Consider the following 20,821-nt stretch of genomic DNA (forward strand, 5'->3'; position numbering starts at 1 on the left):
CAGACCGCGATACACAAGCCTGGCCGCTGGGAACGCCAGGCAGTCTCGTCTAGATCAAACAAGAGCAGCACTAGGCCAGGGCTGCGACCAACTCGGTCACCGAACGGCGGCTGCCCGTACAGAACGGGACTTCCTGCGGTACGTCGCCGACATGCTCGGCGGCACGGTCGTCCGGTACGACCTGGGCGACGACCGCCGGCTTGTCGGCACCCTGTGCCCGGACATGACGTGGACGCTGGAGCGGCCCGACCCGGACGTCGTCACCGCGGTGACCCGGTCGGCGGCCCTGCTGCGTGAGGGTTGTGGGCTCCTGCTCGACCTCGTCGACCGCGCGGAGGTCCGCGACGCGGCCGGGTGGACCGGACGGGTCAACACCGTCACCGCCCGCACCGACCGGGTGGACGTCGACGCGTCGCTCATCCAGCCCGACGGCTGCGTCGCCTGGGCCTTGCCTATCGGGCAGGACTCGACGCCACCAGCTGGTGCGTGCGCTGGGCACCTGGATCGGCCAACCGGCCTGAGCGCCGCATTAACGGTCGTCTCAGATTCGCTCGGTATGAAGCAGGCGTCAGATGAGCGATGTAACCCGCATGTAGGAGGCTAGTGATGGCAGTCAACGCAGCGCCGTCCGGGGAAGCGCCGGCCGGTCGGTTGGCAGGCCGCTGGGTGCCGTGGTTGGTGATCGGCTTGTGGGTGGCGCTGGCAGCGGTCATGGTGCCGCTGAGCGGAAAGTTGAGCTCGGTCACCACCGACAGCGCCGTGGACACCCTGCCGGCAAGTGCCGAGTCCACCAAGGTGGCGGTGCTGGAGGACAGTCTCCCCGGCGGGGAGGAAAACACGTTCGTCTTCGTGTACCACCGCGCCGGCGGCATGACCGACGCCGACCGCGCGACGGTCGAGCGCCACTACAACACCCTTGCCAAGCGGTACCCGCCGACAGTGGCGGCGGCCGGCGAGGACGACGAGGGCCCACCGACGGGACTCTCCACCGACGGCAAGGCGATGATGTTCACCCTCGACGTGAGCACGACCTACGGCGCACCGGAGGCCATCGTCGGCCCGTTGCGTGACGCCGCGAAGGACCGCCCCGCCGGCCTGGAACTCGACGTGACCGGCCCGGCCGCGATCGACGGCGACATGGACGCCGTCTTCGACGGCATCGACCTGCAGGTCTTCCTCACCACAGTTGTCGTCGTCACGCTCCTGCTCATCCTCACCTACCGCAGCCCGGTGTTGTGGTTGATCCCGCTGGTGGCCGTGGGCGCGGCCGCACTGACCGCGATGGCGACCGTCTACCTGCTCGTCAAGGGCTTCGGCATCGTGGTCAACGACCAGAACTCGGCGCTGCTGACGATCCTGGTATTCGGCGTCGGCACGGACTACGCGCTGTTGCTCATCGCTCGATATCGGGAGACACTGCGCCACCACGAGAACGTCCGGGTTGCGATGCTCCACGCGCTACGCGGCGCGGCACCGGCCATCGTCGCGTCCGCGGCCACCGTGGTCGCCGGCCTGCTCTGCCTGCTCGTCGCGGACCTGAACAGCACCAGCGGGTTGGGCCCGATCGGTGCGGCCGGCATCCTGTGCGCGCTGGTGGCCATGCTGACGCTGTTCCCGGCGGTGCTCGTGGTGCTCGGCAGGCGGATCTTCTGGCCGGCCATCCCGCGGTTCAGCACGGCCGTGGAGGAGAAGCCGGGGCTGTGGGGACGGCTTGGCACCGCCATCAACCGCCGCCGGTGGGTGGCGACGCTCGGCTCGCTCGGAGTCCTCGGCGTTCTCGCCATCGGGCTGGCGGGCAACACCGGCGCCCTGCGGGAGCAGGACCAGTTCCTGTCCGCGCCGGAGTCGGTCACCGGCTTCACCGTTCTCCGCCAGCACTTCCCGGAGCTCGGCGGCCAGCCGATGACGATCTTCACGCGGCCGGCGTACCAGGAGCGGGTGCTCGACATCGTCAAGGGCACTCACGGTGTGGCCCTGGCCGTCCCGGGTCAGACCAGCGGTGGCTGGGCCGACATCTCCGTGTTTCCGACGGACGCGCCGGACACCGTCGCGGAGTACGACACGATCAAGCGGGTGCGCACCGCCGTGCACGCGGTGAGCGGGGCGGAGGCGATCGTCGGCGGGCCGAGTGCGGAGAACCTCGACACCGAGGTGACCACCAGCCGCGACGAGAAGCTGGTGATCCCGCTGGTGCTCGCCGTCGTCCTGATCATCCTCGGGCTGCTGCTGCGCGCGATCGTGGCCCCCCTGATCCTGATGGCCACCGTGATCGTCTCATTCGCCGCAGCCTTCGGCGGCAGCGTGTTCGTCTTCGACACGATCCTCGGGTTCAAAGGTATCGACTATTCGGTGCCGCTACTGGCATTCCTGTTCCTGGTGGCGCTCGGCGTCGACTACAACATCTTCTTGGCCAGCCGGGCCCGGGAGGAGACCGTGCGTCTCGGCACCAGAGAGGGCATGCTCAAGGCCCTCTCCGCCACCGGTGGCGTCATCACCTCGGCAGGTGTGGTCCTGGCGGCCACGTTCGCGGTCCTCGCCACACTTCCGCTGGTGATGCTGATCGAGGTCGGGTTCCTGGTCGCCTTCGGCGTACTGCTCGACGCCCTGCTGGTGCGGTCGGTCCTGGTGCCCGCCCTCACCCTGCTGATCGGCCGGCGGATCTGGTGGCCGAACCGGCTGTCCCGTCCGACGGTGCAGCCGCCGGACGGTCAACAGTCGCTCGCCGACGACAAGGAGCCCGCGCGGTAACGGTTAGCGCGGCGCGGACGAGATCCGGGACGGGGACCCAGACCCGTCCCGGATCTTTTCATGGGCCCGACGGTCGTCACCCTTTGGTCCTGTGCCGTGCGACCAGGGCCGGGTCGGCGCACCGCGGTGTCCTGCCCCGACGGTGAGCCGCGCGGGGCCATGCCTGAGGGCCGCCGTCCCTTGTCCTGCGCCGCCGGGGCGGGTCAGCGCACCGCGGTGTCCTCCCCGGCGGTGAACCGCGCGATCAGGGCGGGCGGGGCCGCGGCCGGAAGGTCGACCCGAAGCAGCGCCCCACCGCGTGCGGAGCGGACGACGGTGACCCGGCCGCCGTGGGCGTCGACGACCCGCTGCACGATCGACAGCCCCAGACCGGATCCCGGCAACCCCCGGGCGCTGTCGGCACGGTAGAACCGGTCGAACACCCGCGGTACGTCGGCGGCGTCGATGCCCGGCCCGGCGTCGTCGACCTCGAGCACCGCCGACGCACCCTCGGCACGGAGCCGGACCTGGACCGGCTGGTCCGCGGGAGACCACTTGCCGGCGTTGTCGATGAGGTTGAGCACCGCCCGCTGGAGCGCGGCGGGACGCCCACTCACCCACACGGAGGTCACGTCGAGCGCGATCTCGATGTCGGGCACGCGGGAACGCGCCCGGGTCGCGGCGGCCACCACCACGTCGGCCAGGTCGAGCAGCTCGGTGTTCTCGTCGCTGACCTCACCGCGCGCCAGGTCGGTCAGCTCGGCGGCAAGGGTGCTCAACTCGGCCACCTGGGCGCCGAGATCGTTGAGCAGCCGAGTCCGACTCTCCGCCGGCAGTGCGCTGTCCAGGGTGCCGCGCCGATCGAGCCGGATCAGCAGCTCGACGTTGAGGCGCAGGCTGGTGAGCGGGGTCTTGAGCTCGTGGGCGGCGTCCTCAGCGAGCAGCCGCTGGGCCCGCCGGGAGTCCCGGAGCGCGGTGAGCATGTCATTGATCGACTGGATCAGCCGCCGTATCTCCCCACCGCCCTCATCCGGGATGTCGGCGTCGAGATCCTGGGTGCGCGCGACACGTACCGCGGCGGCGGTCAGCCGGTCGATCGGTGCCAGCCCGGTCCGCGCCACGGTCCGCCCGACAAGGGCGCCGCCGACCACGCAGAACAGCCCGATCAGCAGCATGCCGAACCCGAACTGGTTGATTGGGGTGTCGTCGGCGAGGTCGGCCACCTGGACCCCGCCGTCGCCCGCCCGCAGCGTGTAGATGCGGTAGCCGTCGTTCCAGTCGGTCGACTCCAGCAGGTCGTTCGACGCGCCCTGCGCCACGCGCCTTGCGTGCTCGCTGACCGGAGGCAACGCGGGTTGGCCGGCCGGCGTCCGGGTCGAGCCGTCGGGCAGGATGACCCGCACCAGCCGACCGGATCCGGGATACGGCGGTAGCTGGACCTGCGCCAGACCGGCGCGCTCCGCGTTCGCCGCCAGGACGCGGGAGTCGGCGCGCAGCTGTTCCTCGGCGGTGTCCCGCAGCTTCCCGTCCAGCAGTTCGCTGGCCACTTGGAAGGCCACGAACACGCTGACCGCGATGGCTGTCGCCGAGATCACCGTCAGCCTGGTCCGCAGGGACCGCTGGCGCCACCATCGGGTCAGCCGGCGCGGTTCCCGGCCGGCGGGCCTGCTCACGGAGGAGTCTCCCGCAACGTGTATCCCAGGCCGCGCAGCGTGTAGATCAATCGCGGCTCACCCTCGGCCTCCATCTTGCGGCGCAGGTAGCTCACGTACACCTGGAGGTTGTTGGCGGTGGCGCTCATGTCGAAGCCCCAGATCGCCTCGAACAGCGCGTCGCGGGTCAACACCCGGGTCGCGTTGCTCACCAGGACCTGCAGCAGGGAGAACTCGGTCCTGGTGAGGCGCAGCGGCCGCCCGCCACGCCACGCCTCGAACCTGTCGGGATCGACCCGGACGTCGGCGAACGACAGGATCTGCGACTCCCCGTCGCCCGGCGTGCGCCGGCGCAGCAGGGCCCGCACCCGGGCCAGCAACTCCTCGGTGGCGAACGGCTTGGGCAGGTAGTCGTCGGCGCCCGCGTCCAGCCCCGCCACCCGGTCGGAGACCTGGTCACGGGCGGTCAGCATCAGCACCGGCAGATCCCGACCCGCGGCCCGCAACCGCCGGCAGGTCTCCAACCCGCCGAGACGGGGCATCATCACGTCGAGGATCAGCAGATCCAGCGTGTCACCGCCGGCCTCACCGACCCCGTCGAGCACGGCGAGACCGTTGGCGACGGTGCTGGTGTCGTAACCCTCGACCTGGAGCACCCGCTCCAGCGACTCACGGATGGCCGCGTCATCATCCGCGATCATGATCCGCACGCCGGACCGCCCCCTCCCAGTCGATGCTTTTGCCGCTCACTGTCCCCGATCAACCTGAGGCCAGGATTAGAGCGTCGCTGGGGACCGCGCTCTAACGGACACCTCAGAAATGGAACCGACCGTCGGCTCATGAGCAGGGGGAGGACCGGACGACCTCAGGTTGCAGGTCAGGGCACCTGCCCGCGTTACTTGGCGTTGAAGTAGCTCGCCTCCGGGTGGTGGACCACAATCGCGTCGGTGGCCTGCTCCGGCATCAACTGGAACTCCTCGGACAGCTCCACGCCGATCCGCTCCGAGCCGAGCAGGTCCACGATCTTCGCCCGGTCCTCCAGGTCGGGGCAGGCCGGGTAGCCGAACGCGTACCGGCAGCCCCGGTAGTCGTTGCGCAGGATCCCCGCCAGGTCCGTCGGGTCGTCGTGACCCAGCGGACGGCCGTCGGGCAGCGTCATCTCGGCCCGGATACGCCGGTGCCAGTACTCGGCAAGGGCCTCGGTGAGCTGCACGGACAGCCCGTGCACCTCCAGGTAGTCGCGGTACTCGTTGCGGGCGAACAGCTTCGCCGCGTACTCGCTGACGGGTTGACCGACGGTGACCAGTTGCAGCGCGACCACATCGAGCTGGTCGCCCTTGGGCCGGAAGAAGTCCGCCAGGCAGAGCCGCCGCTCCTGCCGCTGGCGGGGGAAGGAGAACCGGGCGCGCTCCGCGTGCCCGTTCTCGTCGAGCACCACCAGGTCATTGCCTTCGGAGTACGCGGGGAAGTAGCCGTACACCACGGCTGCCTCCAGCACCTGGTCGGCGATCAGCCGGTCCAACCAGTACCGCAGACGTGGCCGACCCTCGGTCTCCACCAGTTCCTCGTAGGACGGACCGTTGCCGCCGCGGGCGCCGTTGAGCCCCCACTGCCCGCGGAAGGTGGCCCGCTCGTCGAGCAACGCCGCGTAGTCGGCCATCGGCACGCCCTTGACCACGCGCGTGCCGAAGAACGGCGGGGTGGGCACCGCCACGTCCGCGGCCACGTTGGAGCGGATCGAGGAGTCGTGCAGCTCCGGCAGGGACTCGGTGACCATGGACCGCTGCCGTTCCCGGCGGGCCCGCCGCGCCGCCAGGGCCGCCTCCCGCTCCGGGTCGATCACCGGCGCGCCGCCGCGCTTGGCGGTCATCACCTTGTCCATCAGGGACAACCCCTCGAAGGCGTCCCGCGCGTAGTGCACCTGCCCGGGGAACATCGACCGCAGGTCGTCCTCGACGTACGCGCGGGTCAACGCCGCCCCACCCAGCAGGACGGGCCAACGCTCCGCGACCCCGCGGGTAGCCATCTCGGCCAGGTTCTCCTTCATGATGACTGTGCTCTTCACCAGCAGCCCGGACATGCCGATCGCGTCGGCGCGGTGCTGCTCGGCGGCGTCCAGGATGGCGCTGATCGGCTGCTTGATGCCGATGTTCACCACCTCGTAGCCGTTGTTGGACAGGATGATGTCGACCAGGTTCTTGCCGATGTCGTGCACGTCGCCGCGCACGGTGGCGAGCACGATGCGGCCCTTGCCGCCGTCCTCGATGGTCTCCATGTGTGGTTCCAGGTAGGCCACCGCGGTCTTCATCACCTCGGCGGACTGGAGCACGAACGGCAACTGCATCTGGCCGGAGCCGAACAGCTCACCAACCACCTTCATGCCGTCCAACAGGATGTCGTTGATGATCGACAGCGGGGACCGGCCGCCGGCCATCGCCTCGTCCAGGTCGGCCTCCAGGCCGTTGCGCTCACCGTCGATGATCCGCCGCTTGAGCCGCTCGTCCAGCGGCAACGCGGCCAGCTCCTGCGCCCGGCTGGCCCGGGCACTGGTCACGTCGACGCCCTCGAAGAGCTCCAGGAAACGCTGCAACGGGTCGTACCCCTCGCGGCGCCGGTCGTAGACCATGTCCAGGGCGACCTCCCGCTGCTCGTCGGGGATCTTCGCCATCGGCAGGATCTTGCTGGCGTGCACGATCGCGGAGGTCAGGCCGGCCTGCACACACTCGTGCAGGAACACCGAGTTGAGCACCTGCCGGGCCGCCGGGTTGAGCCCGAAGGAGATGTTCGAGATGCCCAGGGTGAAGTTGATCCCTGGGTAACGCCGGGCGATCTCCCGGATCGCCTCGATGGTCTCCAGTCCGTCGCGGCGGGTCTCCTCCTGCCCGGTGGCGATCGGGAAGGTCAGCGTGTCGATCAGGATGTCGGAGAGGTCCATCCCCCACCGGCCGGTCAGGTCGTCGATGGTGCGCGAGGCGATGCGGACCTTGTCCGCCGCGGTGCGCGCCTGCCCTTCCTCGTCGATGCACATGACCACCACTGCGGCACCATGCTCCCGGATCACCGGCATCACCCGCCCGTAGCGGGACTCCGGGCCGTCGCCGTCCTCGAAGTTGACCGAGTTGACCACGCACCGGCCGCCGAGCATCTCCAGCCCGGCCTCGATCACCGCCGGCTCGGTGGAGTCCAACATGATCGGCAGGGTGGACGCGGTGGCGAACCGGCCGGCCAACTCGCGCATGTCCTGGGTGCCGTCCCGGCCGACGTAGTCCACGCACAGGTCGAGCAGGTGCGAGCCGTCGCGCGCCTGACTGCGGGCGATCTCCACACAGGCGCGCCAGTCGCCGGCGAGCATCGCCTCCCGGAACGCCTTCGAACCGTTGGCGTTGGTCCGCTCCCCCACCATCAGCACCGACGCGTCCTGGGCGAACGGCACCGGGTGGTACACCGAGGAGACGCCCGCCTCGTGCTGGGGTTCGCGGGCCGGGGCGGTGACACCGTGCAACCGCTCGGACAGCACCCGGATGTGCTCCGGGGTGGTGCCGCAGCACCCACCGACGAGCCCCACGCCGTACTCGGTGATGAACCGCTCCAGGGCCTCGGCCAGCTCCACGGGAGTCAGCGGAAAATACGCCCCGTCGGCGGTCAGCACCGGCAGTCCGGCGTTCGGCATCACCGACAGCGGGATGCGGGAGTGTTGTGACAGATAGCGCAGGTGCTCGCTCATCTCTGCCGGGCCGGTCGAGCAGTTGAGCCCGATCAGGTCCACGCCGAGCGGCTCGATCGCCGCCAGGGCCGCGCCGATCTCGCTGCCCACGAGCATGGTGCCGGTGGTCTCCACCGCCACGTGACAGATGATCGGCACCGACTGGCCCAGCTCGGCCATCGCCCGCTTCGACCCGACCACTGCCGCCTTGACCTGCAACAGGTCCTGACAGGTCTCGATGATCAACGCGTCCGCGCCACCCTCGATCAGACCGGCGGCGTTCTCCTGGTAGGCGTCGCGCAGGGTCGCGTAGGGGGCGTGCCCGAGGGTGGGCAGCTTGGTGCCCGGCCCGATCGAGCCGAGCACGAACCGGGGCCGCTGCGGGGTGCTGGCCGCGTCGGCGGCCTCCCGGGCGATGCGCGCGCCCGCCTCGGACAGCTCCCGGATGCGCTGCGGGATGTCGTACTCGGCGAGGTTGGCGAGGTTGGCGCCGAACGTGTTGGTCTCCACGCAGTCCGCGCCGGCGGCCAGGTAGGCGTCGTGCACCCCACGCACCACGTCCGGTCGGGTGATGTTGAGGATCTCGTTGCACCCTTCGAGACCGTCGAAGTCGTCCAGCGTGAGGTCCGCGGCCTGCAGCATCGTGCCCATCGCACCGTCGGCGATGAGAATCCGGTCGGCCAGCACATCCATCAACGAAGTCCGCACCCGTTCAGGTTAGTGCGGCACTCCCTCCCCACAGCGCCCCTCGGCGCCCGATCCCAAATTGTGTCAGCGGGATCACCCTGTCCGGTTCATTCGTGTATGACCGGGCCTCCGGGCGCCCGACCGGCGCGGCCGACAGGCCGTACCCTCGGCTGGCACGTAGGCTGACGGACGTGAAGGACAACAGGGACGCCGCCGTGCCCCACGGTATGACGACCGGGCGCCACCCCGGCGCCGGCCGCGACGAGCAGGGTGAGGTGACGGCGTGACCGAGTTCGACGGACTGCCGGTGCTGCGGTCCCCGGTAGCCATCGCCGCGTTCGAGGGCTGGAACGACGCCGCCGACGCGTCCACCGCCGCGGTCGAGCACCTCGAGCAGGTCTGGAACGCCCGGCAGATCGCCGAGTTGGACCCGGAGGACTTCTACGACTTCCAGGTCAGCCGGCCCACCATCACCATGGCCGACGGGGAGACCCGCCGGGTGGAATGGCCGACGACCCGGTTCATGGTGGCCAGCCCGGAGGGCACCGAGCGCGACGTGGTGCTGATCCGTGGCATCGAGCCGAGCATGCGCTGGCGGACGTTCTGCGAGCAGGTGCTGGAGATCTGCCACAGTCTCGAGGTGGAACGGGTGGTGCTGCTCGGCGCGTTGCTGGCCGACGTTCCCTACACTCGGCCGCTCCCGATCAGCGGCAGCGCCTCCGACGCGCAGGCCGCCGAGCGCTACCAGCTCACCCCCACCCGCTACGACGGGCCGACCGGGATCGTCGGCGTGCTGCACGACGCCTGCTCCCGTGCCGAGGTGGACGCCGTCTCGTTCTGGGTGCACGTGCCGCACTACGCCAACAACCCGCCCTGCCCCAAGGCCACCCTCGCCCTGCTGCACCGGGTGGAGGAGGTCGTCGACCTGCCGGTGCCGATGGCCGACCTGGCCGAGGAGTCCGCCGAGTGGGAGCAGCGGGTGCGCAGCGCCGCCGAACAGGACGCCGAGCTGGGTGAATACGTCCGCGAGCTGGAGGAACGGGTCGGCGACGAGGGCATCACCCCGCTGACCGGTGACGAGATCGCCCAGGAGTTCGAGAAGTACCTGCGGCGCCGGGGCGGTTCGGCCGGCCCCACCGCCGGCTCCTGGTAACACCGCCTTCCTGCGGGTCCTCGGGCTCCTGCGGGCCCTCGGGCTTCTGCGGGCCCTCGGATTTTCGCGGGCCCTCGCACCTTTCCTGGTTCGAGGGCCCGTTTTCGCGTGTCCGGGGTGGCGCCGTCACACCCCCTAAGGCATCCTAGGAACCTAGATGTGATCAAGGAGGTGGGTGTGCAGATCAACCCCGGGGCCGCCGAGTTCCCGCACCGACAGATCGCCGCGCAGCTCAAGGCCCAGGTTCGCCGCGGCGACTGGGGTCCCGGCGAGCGGCTGCCGTCCATCCCGGCCATCGCCGAGATGTTCGGCGTCGCCAAACAGACCGTGCAACGCGCCGTCGACCAACTGCGGGTCGAGGGCATCCTGATCACCAAACCCGGCTCCGGTACGTTCGTCCGCGGCACCCGCCGCCGACTCAACCGCCTCTCCCGAGGCCGGTACGGCGGCTTCCGCGGCTACCACACCGACCTCGCCGCCCGATACCGTCAGCAACTCGTCTCGGTCGGTCGCGCCCCCGCCCCCGCCGAGGTCGCCGACGCGTTCGGGGTGCCCGACGGCACCGACCTGCTCTGCCGCCGACACCTCGTCCGCACCGACGACTCCCCCGTCGAGGTGGGCGCCTCCTGGTTCCTGCCCCGCGACACCGCCGGCACCTCGCTGGAGCGCACCGAGGCGTTCGGCCGGCCCCTCTACCAGGAGGCCGAGGAGGCCACCGGGCGGCGCTACGTCTCGGCCACCGACACGATCAGCGCCCGCCAACCCAGCCGGGAGGAGGCCGAGACGCTCCAGATCCGGCCGGACACCCCGGTGCTGCACCTGCTGCACGTCGCCTACGACGCGAACCGCAAGCCGATCGAGGTGGCTCAGGCCACCTGGCCCGGCCCCATGACCACCCTCACCGAGGAATACAAGATCCCCGCCCCGACCCCGGACCCGGAACCCGACCCCGGCCTGGTCCTGGGCTGACCCGAACCCGCCCCGCCCCGCCCGCCCCGCCGCGCCCCACCCCACGCGCCCCACCCCGCCGCCGCCCCGTCCAGGCCCACCCCACCCCGCCCGCCCCGCCGCCGCCCCGTCCGCCGCTCTTGCAGAAACCGCCGCCCCTATGCCCCGTCCCGCCCCCTTCGACGGGACAGGAACTGCAAGATCGGGGCAGGCGGGCTGCGGGACGTTGGGACTCGTCACACCCGAGCGCTTCGTCGATCATGGAGTTGTGGTGCCCCACGAAAGGTGCATACCGTCATGCGCCAGGCACCACAACTCCATGATCGACGTGTGCAGGGACGTGGGCAGGTGGTTGGGCGGGTGGGGGCTGGGCGGGTGGCGGGGGGCTGGGCGGGGCGGGTGGCCTGGCGGACCGGCAGGCGTACGCGCTGGCGTTCTTCGCCAGGCCCTACGGCGCCGGGGCGGTCACGTCATGAGCGGCCCGAGCCGGTCCTTCCCCGAGGTGGCGTTCATGCCGTGACGCGTTGATCGACTCGGCTTCCTGGAAACCGGGGCATCACACGGGCCCGGACACCCCGACATTCAGGAGCCCGAGTCGATCACGGCAACGCGAACCGCACGGGGGTCAGAGGCGGATGCCCAGCAGGGCGTCCACGGTGTCCGCGAAGAGGGCCGGGGCGTCGGTGTCGTCGGTGGCGCCGGCGAGGGTCGCGTCGGCCCAGCGGTCGGCTGCCGCCAGTGCTCCGGGAGTGTCCAGGTCGTCGGCGAGGCGTGCGCGTACCTCGGCCAGCAGCTCGACCCCGGACGCCCCGGCGGGCGCGGCGGCGGCTTGCCGCCAACGGGCCAGGCGCTCCTGCGCGGTGGTGAGCACCTCGTCGGTCCAGGTGCGGTCGCTGCGGTAGTGCCCGGAGATCAGCGCCAGCCGGATCGCCATCGGGTCGACCTTGTCGGCGCGCAGCCGGGACACGAAGACCAGGTTGCCGCGCGACTTGGACATCTTCTCGCCGTTGAGGCCGATCATCCCGGCGTGCACGTAGTGCTCGGCGAACGGCGCCTGGCCGGTGAGCCGCTCGGCGTGGGCGGCGGAGGCCTCGTGGTGCGGGAACAGCAGGTCGTTGCCGCCGCCCTGCACGTCGATCCGGTCACCGAGCAGGTTCAGCGCGATCACCGCGCACTCGATGTGCCAACCCGGGCGACCAGCGCCCAACTCGCCGCCCGGCCAGGACGGCTCGCCCTCGCGGGCGCCGCGCCACAGCAGCGGGTCCAGGGGGTCACGCTTGCCGGCCCGGTCCGGGTCGCCGCCGCGCTCCGGGAAGATCTCCAGCATCTGCTCACGGGTCAGGTTCGACTCGTAGCCGAAGCGGGGCGTGGCGGAGATGTCGAAGTAGACGTCGCCGGTGCCGTCGTCGAGCCGGTACGCGGCGCCGTCCTTGACCAGCACCTCGACCTTGTCGGCGATGTCCGGGATCGACTCGACCGCACCCACGTAGTGCGCCGGCGGGATGATCCGCAGCGCCTCCATGTCCTCCCGGAACAGCGCGGTCTCGCGCATCGCCAGGACCACCCAGTCCTCGCCGTCGCGGGCGGCCCGCTCCAGCAGCGGGTCGTCGATGTCGGTGACGTTCTGCACGTAGCGCACCGGGCGGCCGGCGTCGCGCCACATCCGCTGCACCAGGTCGAACGTGATCATGGTGGCGGCGTGGCCGAGGTGGGTGGCGTCGTACGGGGTGATGCCGCAGACGTACATGCTTCCCGCGTCGGCCGGCTCACTCGGGTGGACACCCTGCCGCGCCGAGTCGTACAACGCCAGTGGCTCGCCCCTGCCCGGCAGCCGTGGCACCTCGTGTCCCGCCCAAGACTCCATGGGATCAGCCTAACCAGCCCGCCCACGACGCCGGAGCGTCCCACGGGTGATCAAGATGACAGCGGGTCACATGGGCGGCCAGGGCACCGCGGGCCAGTCCTCCGGTGGCTGCGGGAAGCGGCAGGTCTCCCGCAACCTGTCGATCCGGGACGCCAACTCGGTCACCTCGCTGATCGTCAGGTGATCGGCCAGCTCCGCGCCGAGCGCCCCGGCGACCTGCCCGGCGAGCCCGTCGAGCATCTCCACGGCGTCCGGGGGCAACTGCTTGCCGGCCCAACCCCACAGCACCGTACGCAGCTTGTCCTCCACGTGGAAGCTCACCCCGTGGTCGACCCCGTAGATCCGGTCGTCGGCACCGACCAGCACGTGACCGCCCTTGCGGTCGGCGTTGTTGAGCACCGCGTCGAGCACCGCGAGACGGGCCAACCGTGGGTCGTCGGCGTGGGCGAGGGCGTACGCGGTGCCGTCGTCGTCGCGGGCCGCGGCGATCGGGAACCAGCGCGGCGGCAGCTCGTCGGCCGGCACGAACCCGACAAGCGGCTCGGCGTCCTCCGGCTCGTCGATCCAGAGCTGGCAGGAGCCGGGGCCGAACGGGCCGTCACGCAGCACGGTGGGCGGCACCAGGCCCCAGCCGGTGGCCCGGGAGACCAGGTACGCCGAGACCTCCCGGCCGGCGAGGGTGCCGTCGGGAAAGTCCCAGAGCGGACGCTCACCGCGGACCGGCTTGTAGACGCAGCGGGCGGTGGCCCCGTCCAGGGTCAGGATGCCGCGCAGCGTCGTGTTCGACGCGTCGACCAGCCGACCCTCCAGGTCGAGCGTGCCGTCACGCAGCAACCGCAGCGCGGCGTCGCCGTCCTGGCGAGGCTGGAGGCCGGACGAGGTCACCGGTGATAACCGTTGTGCCGCGGGCAGAGGTGCCCGGCGGGGTCCAACGGTTGGCCGCAGAGCGGGCACGGAGGCCGACCCGCGTTGACCACTCGCCGGGCCCGCTCGATGAACTGGCGGGTCGCCTGTGGGGTGAGCCGGACCCGGAGCCGGTCGAGGTCCTCGTCCGGCTCGTCGTCCTCGACATCGTCGTCGTCGGCGTCCTCGTCGTCCTCGTCGCCCAACTCGACCTCGGGCTCCACCTCGCCCGCGGCGATCGCCTCGATCACCACGGTCGCGGTGTCCACGTCGAAGGCCAGCCCGAGGGTCCCGACCCGGAACTCCTCGTCGACGGGCGTGTCCAGTGGCTCGTTGTCGCCGATCACCGGCGCCAGCTCGGGCAGGTCCACCCCGAAGCGACGTTGCGCCTCGGTGAGCAGCTCCTCCAGCTTCTCGGCGAGCAGGGACACCTGAACCTTCTCCAGCGCGACGCTGACCAGCCTGCCGCCGCCGCGGGCCTGCAGGAAGAACGCGCGCTCCCCCGGCGGCCCGACAGTCCCGGCGACGAACCGCTCCGGCGGTTCGAAGGCGTGCACCTGGTGGGTCATACCCACGACCCTATCCGGCCCGCCACGGCACCGCGCACCCCACCGACCCGAATCGCCCCAGGGGCGGCGCGCCCGGCGTACCAGCGGCAATAACCGGGCGTGGCGGCCCCGCCGCCGGCCTCGGTCAGCCTCGGCCCACGATCAGGTGGGGGTGTCGTGGCGGGGTGGCCGCCCGGTGGCGTCGTCACGAGGACGCACCGGCGCCACCGCCGACCGCGGCGTCCGAGTCGGCCGCGCGGGGAGCCCGCCGACGCCGCTTGCGCGGCGGCGGCACCAGGGCGGACAGGTCGCCGCCGGTGTCGTTGAGCCGGAGCAGGAACGGCCGCAGCGGCGTGAACCGGATCGCGGTCACCGACGCCGGGTCGGCCACGATCCGCTGAAAAAGATCCAGGTGTACGCCGAGCGCGTCCGCCACGATGGCCTTGATCACATCGCCGTGGCTGCACGCCAACCACACCGCCTCGGGCCCGTGCTCGGCGCTCACCCGGGCGTCCCACGAGCGCACCGCCGCGACCGCCCGCGCGGCCATCGCCGCCATCGCCTCCCCACCGGGGAACACCGCCGCGCTGGGGCGCTGCTGGACCACCGGCCAGAGCGGCTCCTTCGCGAGCTTCTTCAGCGGCTGCCCCTCCCAGCTGCCGTAGTCACACTCGATCAACCCGTCCTCGACGACCGGGGTGGCCTGCGGAAGCGCCAACTCCAGGGTCTGCCGGCAGCGGATCAGCGGGCTGGTCACCACGGCGGCCAGCGGCACCGCCCGCAACCGCTCACCCGCCGCGGCGGCCTGGGCGCGCCCGGTGTCGTCCAGCTCGACCGGTTGCCGGCCGGCCAGGCCGCCGTCGGCGTTCGCCGTGGTCCGGCCGTGTCGCAGAAGCAGAAGGGTCGCCACGGGGACCACCCTATGACCTGCGTCCCACCCGGGACGGCCGCGGGCTCCGAGCCACCACCCGAGGTACGCGCCGCCGGGGGCGCGGCGGCGCCGGGGGCGCGGCGCCCGGGGGTGCGGCGCCCGGGGGTGCGGCGCCCGGGGGTGCGGCGCCGGTCATGATCGACTCGGTTTTCAGGAAGTCGGGTTGTCCGGCCGTCCCGGACAGCGCGATATCAAGAAAGTCGAGTGGATCACGCGCGGCGAGCGGGCGGGGAGACGACCGCCGCCCCCGGTCCCGCCCGAAGGCAGGGCCGGGGGCCGTCGACGGCTCGGTCAGGTGGCGTCGATCGAACCGGTCAGCAACAGCGCCAGGACCAGCGTGCCCAGCGCGACCCGGTACAGCACGAAGACGTACAGGGTGTGGTGGGCGACATAGCGCAGCAGCCAGGCGATGGCCGCGTACCCGATGCCGAAGGCGATGAGGGTGGCCACGATCGTCTGGGCCACCGTGGGCACGGACGTGCCCGGGGCGGAGGGCTCGAAGACGTCCCCGAGGCTGAACACGCCGGACATCACCACCGCCGGGATGGCCAGCAGGAACGAGTACCGTGCCGCCGCCTCCCGGGTCAGGTTGAGCAGCAGACCGGCGGTGAGCGTGCCACCGGAGCGGGACACCCCGGGGACCAGCGCCATGGCCTGGGCGAAGCCCATCACGATGCCGTCCTTCATCCGGAAGTTCTCCAGGGTGCGGGTCTGCCGCCCCCAGTACTCCGCGAACGCCAGCACGAAGGCGAACACGATGAGCGTGGTCGCCACGACCCACAGGTTGCGCCCGGCGGTCTTGATCTGGTCCTTGAACACGAAACCGAACAACCCGATCGGGATCGAGCCGACGATCACGTACCAGCCCATCCGGTAGTCGAGGCTGGAGCGCACCGAGGTGTCCCGGATGCCCACCAACCAGGTCCGGGTGATCCGCCAGATGTCCTTGGCGAAGTAGATCAGCACGGCCGCCTCGGTGCCGAGCTGGGTGACCGCGGTGAACGACGCGCCGGCGTCCCGGTCGAAGAAGATCGCCGAGGTGATCCGCAGATGCCCCGACGAGCTGACCGGAAGGAACTCGGTCAGTCCCTGGACGATGCCCAGGACGATGGCCTCAACCCAGGTCACTCGCCGACTCCCGAAAGCTCGAGTGCCTCCGCGACGGTACGCAGGGTCTGCACGCCGCTGTCCCGGTCGGCCACGAACAGGGTCACCGACAGCGTGGTGACGCCCGCGGCAGCGTACTCCCGCATCCGCTCGGCGACGCGCTCCTTCGGGCCGAGCAGTGAGGTGCGGTCGATGAACTCCATGGGTACGGCCGCGGCGGCGTCACGCTGCCGCTTGGCCAGGTACAGGTCCTGCACGTCGCGGGCGGCGTCGCCGTAACCCATCCGGGTGGCGAGCTGGTTGTAGAAGTTCTGCTCGCGGCTGCCCATGCCGCCCACGTACAGCGCGGCGTACCAGCGGACGAGCTCGGCGCAGGAGGCCACGTCGTCGCCGATCACCACGGGCACCGAGGGCACCACGTCGAACCCGGCCAGCTCCTTGCCGACCTTGGCGCGGCCGGCGCGGACCGAGGCGAGCTGCTCCTCGGCGAACTCCGGGGCGTAGAACACCGCCAGCCAGCCGTCGGCGATCTCACCGGCCAGCTCCAGGTTCTTCGGGCCGACCGCGGCCAGGTAGATCGGTATGTGCTCGCGGGGTGGATGGAAGCCCAACCGCAGTGCCTTGCCGGGGCCGTCCGGCAGCGGCAGCGTGTAGTGCTGCCCGTCGTAGGCCACCTCCTTGCGGGCGATGGCCAGCTTGACGATGTCGACGAACTCGCGGGTCCGGGCGAGGGGCTTGGCGAAGCGCACGCCGTGCCAGCCCTCGGAGACCTGGGGACCGGAGACACCCAGGCCGAGTCGGAACCGGCCACCGGAGAGCGCGTCGATGGTGGCGGCGGTCATGGCGGTGGCCGCCGGCGTACGGGCGGGGATCTGCATCACCGCGGCGCCGACGTCGATCCGTTCGGTCTGGCCGGCCATCCAGGCGAGCATGCTGGGCGAGTCGGAGCCGTACGCCTCCGCCGCCCACACCACCGAATAGCCGAGCCGGTCCGCCTCCTGGGCCAGGGCCAGATGGTCGGCCGGTGTGCTCCACGCTGTCTGGTATCCGAGACTGAGCCCGAGTCGCACTGGTCCTCCCCCATCCGTGGCACAGGTCGCACCAGGTTACGCAATGCCGAAAACGGACTCGATCACCGGCTCTCCACGAAAGCTCCCCCTCCATCGGGGCAGCCCAGAGCGGCGGAACCGGCAGAACCGGCGAAGATACGGGAGCGAGGATATCCGTGGCGGCAGGTTCGAAATAAGGTTCACCCATGCAACAGCGACCGCTCGGCCGAAGCGGGCTGGCGGTTTCCCGGCTCGCGCTCGGCACCATGACCTGGGGCCGGGACACCGACGCCGACGACGCGGCCGCCCAGCTGAAGAGTTACCTCGACGCCGGGGGCAACCTGATCGACACCGCCGACGTGTACGGCGACGGTGACGCCGAGTCGGTGATCGGCTCGTTGCTGGGCTCCCTCGTGCCCCGCGACGAGCTGTTGATCGCCACGAAGGCGGGGTTGCGTCCGGGCAGCGGCCGACGCCGCGACGGCTCCCGGGGGCACCTGCTGCGGACGTTGGACGCCTCGCTGCGCCGGCTCGGCACCGACCACGTCGACCTGTTCCAGGTGCACGGGTACGACCCGGACACCCCGCTGGAGGAGACCCTGGCCGCACTGGACCACGCGGTGGCCAGCGGCAAGGTCCGCTACGTCGGGGTGTCGAACTTCTCCGGCTGGCAGACCGCACGGGCCGCCGCCTGGCAGACCGCCTGGCCGGGCCGTGCGCCGGTGGTCGCCACCCAGGTGGAGTACTCGCTGCTGGAGCGGGGCGTCGAGCGGGAGGTGCTGCCCGCGTGCGACGCGCTCGGCCTCGGCCTGCTGCCCTGGTCACCGTTGGGTCGGGGCGTGCTCACCGGCAAGTACCGGCACGGCCGTCCGGCGGATTCCCGAGCCGCGTCGCCGCACTTCGAGCGATTCGTCTCGACGTACCTGGAGCCGCGCTGCTCCAGCATCGTCGAGGCGGTGGCGACGGCGGCCGGTGGCCTCGGAGTGTCGCCGCTGGAGGTGGCGTTGGCCTGGATCCGGGACCGGCCGGGGGTGACCGCGCCGATCCTCGGCGCACGGACGGTCGGGCAACTGCTCGGCGCACTCGGAGTGGAACGGATCACCCTGCCCGAGGAGATCACCACCGCACTGGACGACGTCTCGGCGGTGCCGCTCGGCTACCCCGAACGCGACGGCTGACCGACGCGGGCGCACGGCACGGCGTCAGGGTGCTGGGCGCTGCCCGGGGAGGTCGTGGATCGCGGTCAGGAAGCGCGACTGGTCGTCGCGGAGTGCGGGCTGGGTGAGCCGGATCCACGAGCTGTCGTCGAAGGCGATTGTGGACGTCAGCTGCACGAGCCCGGTCGCGCCGCGCTCCGAGTCGATGCGGGCCACCCGGTCGCGTGGCACGCTCCACAGCACCCGGGGTTGCCGCCGGTCGGGACGGTCGGCGTCGGGACGGGGCCCCATCCGCAGCAGGTGCAGGTGGGTGTCGGTCACCGCCAGCGGGGTGCCCGTGTAGCGCTCCAGGAAGAGCAGCAGGCTGCCGGCGAGGGTGGCGAGGTCGCCGCTGAAGACGTACCGGCGACGGTAGGCGATCTCGGCGAGCTGGTCGGCCAGCGGGCGGTACAGGCTGAGCCGGAACAGGGCGCGGAACGCCTCCTGCTCCTCGGTGAGTGCAATCGGCTCCCGCCGTACCCGCGGGCCCGGCTCCGGCTCGGCCGCCTCCGGGACACCGGCGGCGAGGGCACCGACCTTGCCGGGCAGCAGCAGCACGCCCGCCGCCAGCCGGACCGGCGCCAGCACCGCGTCCACCCACACCACCGGGTTGACGATGTTGAGCAGCCCGAACAGCACCTTCGGGTCGAGCGAGTCGACAAACTCGTCGGCCATCACGTCGGCGAGCTGCCGGCCGGCCTTGTGGGTGCCCGGTGCGCGGACCGGGCCGAGCCCCACGTAACGCAGCTCCTGTCCGGGCAGCAGGGGCGCGACCAGGGCACGTTCGGGTTCGTCGCTGGTGCGGAACTCATCGCGTAGCTCACGGGCCCTGTCCCGGGCGGCCCGCGCGCCGCCGCGCACCGCGTCGGTGAACCGACCGAGCCGGCCCCGCTCCCCTGACATCACGCGTTCCTCCTCGCGGCCCGCCGGCTGACCCGTTGGCGGCGGCCCGACGACATTCTGTCCGATCGACGCGACGCCGCCACGCACCGCCTGGTCGACGATCTGCTCGCCGCCGGGCACGGAGAGGCTGGTGGTGAGGGCGACCGAGCCCAGGCGACGGCCGTGGAGGCACGAGGTGCGGCAAGAGCCGATCCGAGGTACGCCCCAAGGCCGAGCTACGCCCAGCGGACGCTCACCATGCCCGAGCCGGGCCGGCTCGGCGCGGCTCGGCGCGGCGGCGCGGCTCGGCTCGGCGGCGGCTCAGCGCGGCTCGGCGGCGGCTCGGGCGCCGCTTCCGGCCACCCGACCCGCACGCGGGCGTGTCTTTCCTGCCAGGAGACAGCACGCGGGCGCGGACTCCGGGGCACGAACCGCCCAGGACAGCGGCGTCGATCACCCCCGAGGGGGTGGCGAACAGCCGCTGGGCTGGGCAGCATGGGTGGCATGGACTACGAGTACGCGCCACTGCGGCTGCCGCCGAACGTCGACCGATTGACGGCCGCGGCGCAGCTGGCGATCCAGGCGGAGTTCTCCGGATGGGAGTTGGCCCGGGTGCGGTTGTACCGGGACGGCACACGGCAGGTCGTGCTGCGACGGCGACGGGTCAACCAGCCCCAGCCGGGCCTGTCGTACTGACGGTCGGCGCCCTGCCTCGCCGATCATGGAGTTGTGGTGGGTGGCAAACGGCCCGCCGAGCACCGAACCCGGCACCACAACTCCATGATCGACTCGGCCTTCTAGTGCTGGTGCCCGGCGTGGTCGTGGTCGTCGTCGAGCTCCAGGAACGGGTGCTCGTCGAGCCGGCCGACCAGCCGGTCGTCGACCGCCGGTTGGAACGGGCCGACCGCGTCGTCGTCGTCGAACGACTCCAGGTCGACGGGGGTGCCCACCTCGCTGACCATGACGACCCCGTCGAGGGGCTCCAACTCGGGGACGTCCAGCGCGCCGAGCGAGCCGTCACCGCTCTGCAGCAACTCCAGCACCGCCTCGCCGACGCCCTCCACCGGTGCCGGCTCGTCGTCCTCCGGGGTGCCCTCGCGACGGGCCGCCTCGGCCACCCGCAGCAGCGCGGCGACGCTCGGCACCCGGTAGTCGCGACGCTGCCGCACCGAGATCACCCGGGGGTGCGGGTCGCTGGCCTCGGAGCCCTCGGGGCCGCCGAAGCGCTCGTCGGCCTCGTCCGGGTCGATCGAGTCGACATCCCACGGCGTCACCTCGCCGAAGGCGTCGAGCAACCGCTCGTCGTACGCGAAGGAGGCGTTGTTCAACGCCACGTACGCCTGCCAGACGTCGTCGTCGTCGACGCGGCCCTGTGCGGCGCGTACGGCGGCCAGGTGGTGGCGGGCCGCTTCGATCACCCGCTCGAGAGCGGCGTCCAGCTCACCCTGCTGGTCGGTCATGTGGGGCAGTC

General features: G+C 71.6%; 17 protein-coding genes. 6 read left to right on the forward strand and 11 right to left on the reverse strand.

Annotated features, from left to right (window positions below; genetic code table 11):
- The first annotated feature begins 151 nt into the window (after positions 1-151).
- Together ACGFIQ_RS17780 and ACGFIQ_RS17785 are read left to right on the forward strand one after the other, a co-directional pair.
- Complete coding sequence (locus ACGFIQ_RS17780; protein ID WP_393244777.1) at positions 152-604, forward strand: hypothetical protein; 453 nt, start codon at positions 152-154, stop codon at positions 602-604.
- Positions 605-606: 2 nt separating this feature from the next.
- Complete coding sequence (locus tag ACGFIQ_RS17785; RefSeq protein ID WP_393244778.1) at positions 607-2,748, forward strand: MMPL family transporter; 2,142 nt, start codon at positions 607-609, stop codon at positions 2,746-2,748.
- A gap of 203 nt (positions 2,749-2,951) precedes the next feature.
- On the opposite strand, the gene ACGFIQ_RS17790 is transcribed toward ACGFIQ_RS17785, so the two are convergent.
- The 3 genes from ACGFIQ_RS17790 to metH form a co-directional block, all read right to left on the reverse strand.
- Positions 2,952-4,400, reverse strand: coding sequence for an ATP-binding protein (locus ACGFIQ_RS17790; RefSeq protein WP_393244780.1), 1,449 nt, complete (start codon positions 4,398-4,400; stop codon positions 2,952-2,954).
- Positions 4,397-5,089, reverse strand: a complete 693-nt coding sequence (locus ACGFIQ_RS17795) for a response regulator transcription factor (protein WP_393244782.1) — start codon at positions 5,087-5,089, stop codon at positions 4,397-4,399. The genes ACGFIQ_RS17790 and ACGFIQ_RS17795 overlap by 4 nt, the downstream gene beginning before the upstream one ends.
- 185 nt (positions 5,090-5,274) lie before the next feature.
- Entirely contained in the window at positions 5,275-8,775 is a 3,501-nt protein-coding gene (gene metH / locus ACGFIQ_RS17800; protein ID WP_393245427.1) for a methionine synthase, read from the reverse strand.
- Between the two features lie 277 nt (positions 8,776-9,052).
- Between metH and ACGFIQ_RS17805 the strand changes: the two genes are divergently transcribed.
- Together ACGFIQ_RS17805 and ACGFIQ_RS17810 are read left to right on the forward strand one after the other, a co-directional pair.
- Positions 9,053-9,922: a PAC2 family protein gene (locus ACGFIQ_RS17805; RefSeq protein ID WP_357558847.1), complete on the forward strand. Its 870-nt coding sequence runs from the start codon at positions 9,053-9,055 to the stop codon at positions 9,920-9,922.
- A gap of 177 nt (positions 9,923-10,099) precedes the next feature.
- A complete protein-coding gene (locus ACGFIQ_RS17810) occupies positions 10,100-10,891 on the forward strand; it encodes a GntR family transcriptional regulator (protein WP_393245429.1) in 792 nt (263 codons plus the stop codon).
- Positions 10,892-11,495: 604 nt separating this feature from the next.
- Here the strand turns inward: ACGFIQ_RS17810 and mshC are convergent.
- From mshC to ACGFIQ_RS17840, 6 genes are all read right to left on the reverse strand, one after another.
- Positions 11,496-12,734 (reverse strand): cysteine--1-D-myo-inosityl 2-amino-2-deoxy-alpha-D-glucopyranoside ligase, encoded by a 1,239-nt coding sequence (gene mshC / locus ACGFIQ_RS17815; RefSeq protein ID WP_393244785.1) that lies wholly within the window; start codon positions 12,732-12,734, stop codon positions 11,496-11,498.
- Positions 12,735-12,800: 66 nt separating this feature from the next.
- Positions 12,801-13,619, reverse strand: coding sequence for an SCO1664 family protein (locus ACGFIQ_RS17820; RefSeq protein ID WP_393244787.1), 819 nt, complete (start codon positions 13,617-13,619; stop codon positions 12,801-12,803).
- Positions 13,616-14,206: a DUF3090 domain-containing protein gene (locus ACGFIQ_RS17825; RefSeq protein WP_357074116.1), complete on the reverse strand. Its 591-nt coding sequence runs from the start codon at positions 14,204-14,206 to the stop codon at positions 13,616-13,618. The genes ACGFIQ_RS17820 and ACGFIQ_RS17825 overlap by 4 nt, the downstream gene beginning before the upstream one ends.
- Before the next feature lie 184 nt (positions 14,207-14,390).
- Positions 14,391-15,104: a histidine phosphatase family protein gene (locus ACGFIQ_RS17830; protein WP_393244790.1), complete on the reverse strand. Its 714-nt coding sequence runs from the start codon at positions 15,102-15,104 to the stop codon at positions 14,391-14,393.
- 303 nt (positions 15,105-15,407) lie between these two features.
- Positions 15,408-16,244: an undecaprenyl-diphosphate phosphatase gene (locus ACGFIQ_RS17835; protein ID WP_393244792.1), complete on the reverse strand. Its 837-nt coding sequence runs from the start codon at positions 16,242-16,244 to the stop codon at positions 15,408-15,410.
- A complete protein-coding gene (locus ACGFIQ_RS17840; protein WP_393244793.1) occupies positions 16,241-17,293 on the reverse strand; it encodes an LLM class F420-dependent oxidoreductase in 1,053 nt (350 codons plus the stop codon). Before ACGFIQ_RS17840 ends, ACGFIQ_RS17835 begins: the two co-directional genes overlap by 4 nt.
- Before the next feature lie 185 nt (positions 17,294-17,478).
- On the opposite strand from ACGFIQ_RS17840, the gene ACGFIQ_RS17845 reads away from it, so the two are divergent.
- Positions 17,479-18,450, forward strand: coding sequence for an aldo/keto reductase (locus ACGFIQ_RS17845; protein ID WP_357074128.1), 972 nt, complete (start codon positions 17,479-17,481; stop codon positions 18,448-18,450).
- Between the two features lie 24 nt (positions 18,451-18,474).
- On the opposite strand, the gene ACGFIQ_RS17850 is transcribed toward ACGFIQ_RS17845, so the two are convergent.
- Positions 18,475-19,374, reverse strand: a complete 900-nt coding sequence (locus ACGFIQ_RS17850; protein WP_393244796.1) for a hypothetical protein — start codon at positions 19,372-19,374, stop codon at positions 18,475-18,477.
- A 480-nt stretch (positions 19,375-19,854) separates the two neighbouring features.
- On the opposite strand from ACGFIQ_RS17850, the gene ACGFIQ_RS17855 reads away from it, so the two are divergent.
- Positions 19,855-20,046 (forward strand): DUF5703 family protein, encoded by a 192-nt coding sequence (locus ACGFIQ_RS17855; protein ID WP_013734349.1) that lies wholly within the window; start codon positions 19,855-19,857, stop codon positions 20,044-20,046.
- A gap of 101 nt (positions 20,047-20,147) precedes the next feature.
- Here the strand turns inward: ACGFIQ_RS17855 and ACGFIQ_RS17860 are convergent, their stop codons facing one another.
- Entirely contained in the window at positions 20,148-20,810 is a 663-nt protein-coding gene (locus tag ACGFIQ_RS17860) for a hypothetical protein (RefSeq protein ID WP_393244798.1), read from the reverse strand.
- Between the last annotated feature and the right edge of the window lie 11 nt (positions 20,811-20,821).

The organism is Micromonospora sp. NPDC048898 (genome assembly GCF_043198035.1).
Lineage (GTDB): Bacteria > Actinomycetota > Actinomycetes > Mycobacteriales > Micromonosporaceae > Micromonospora.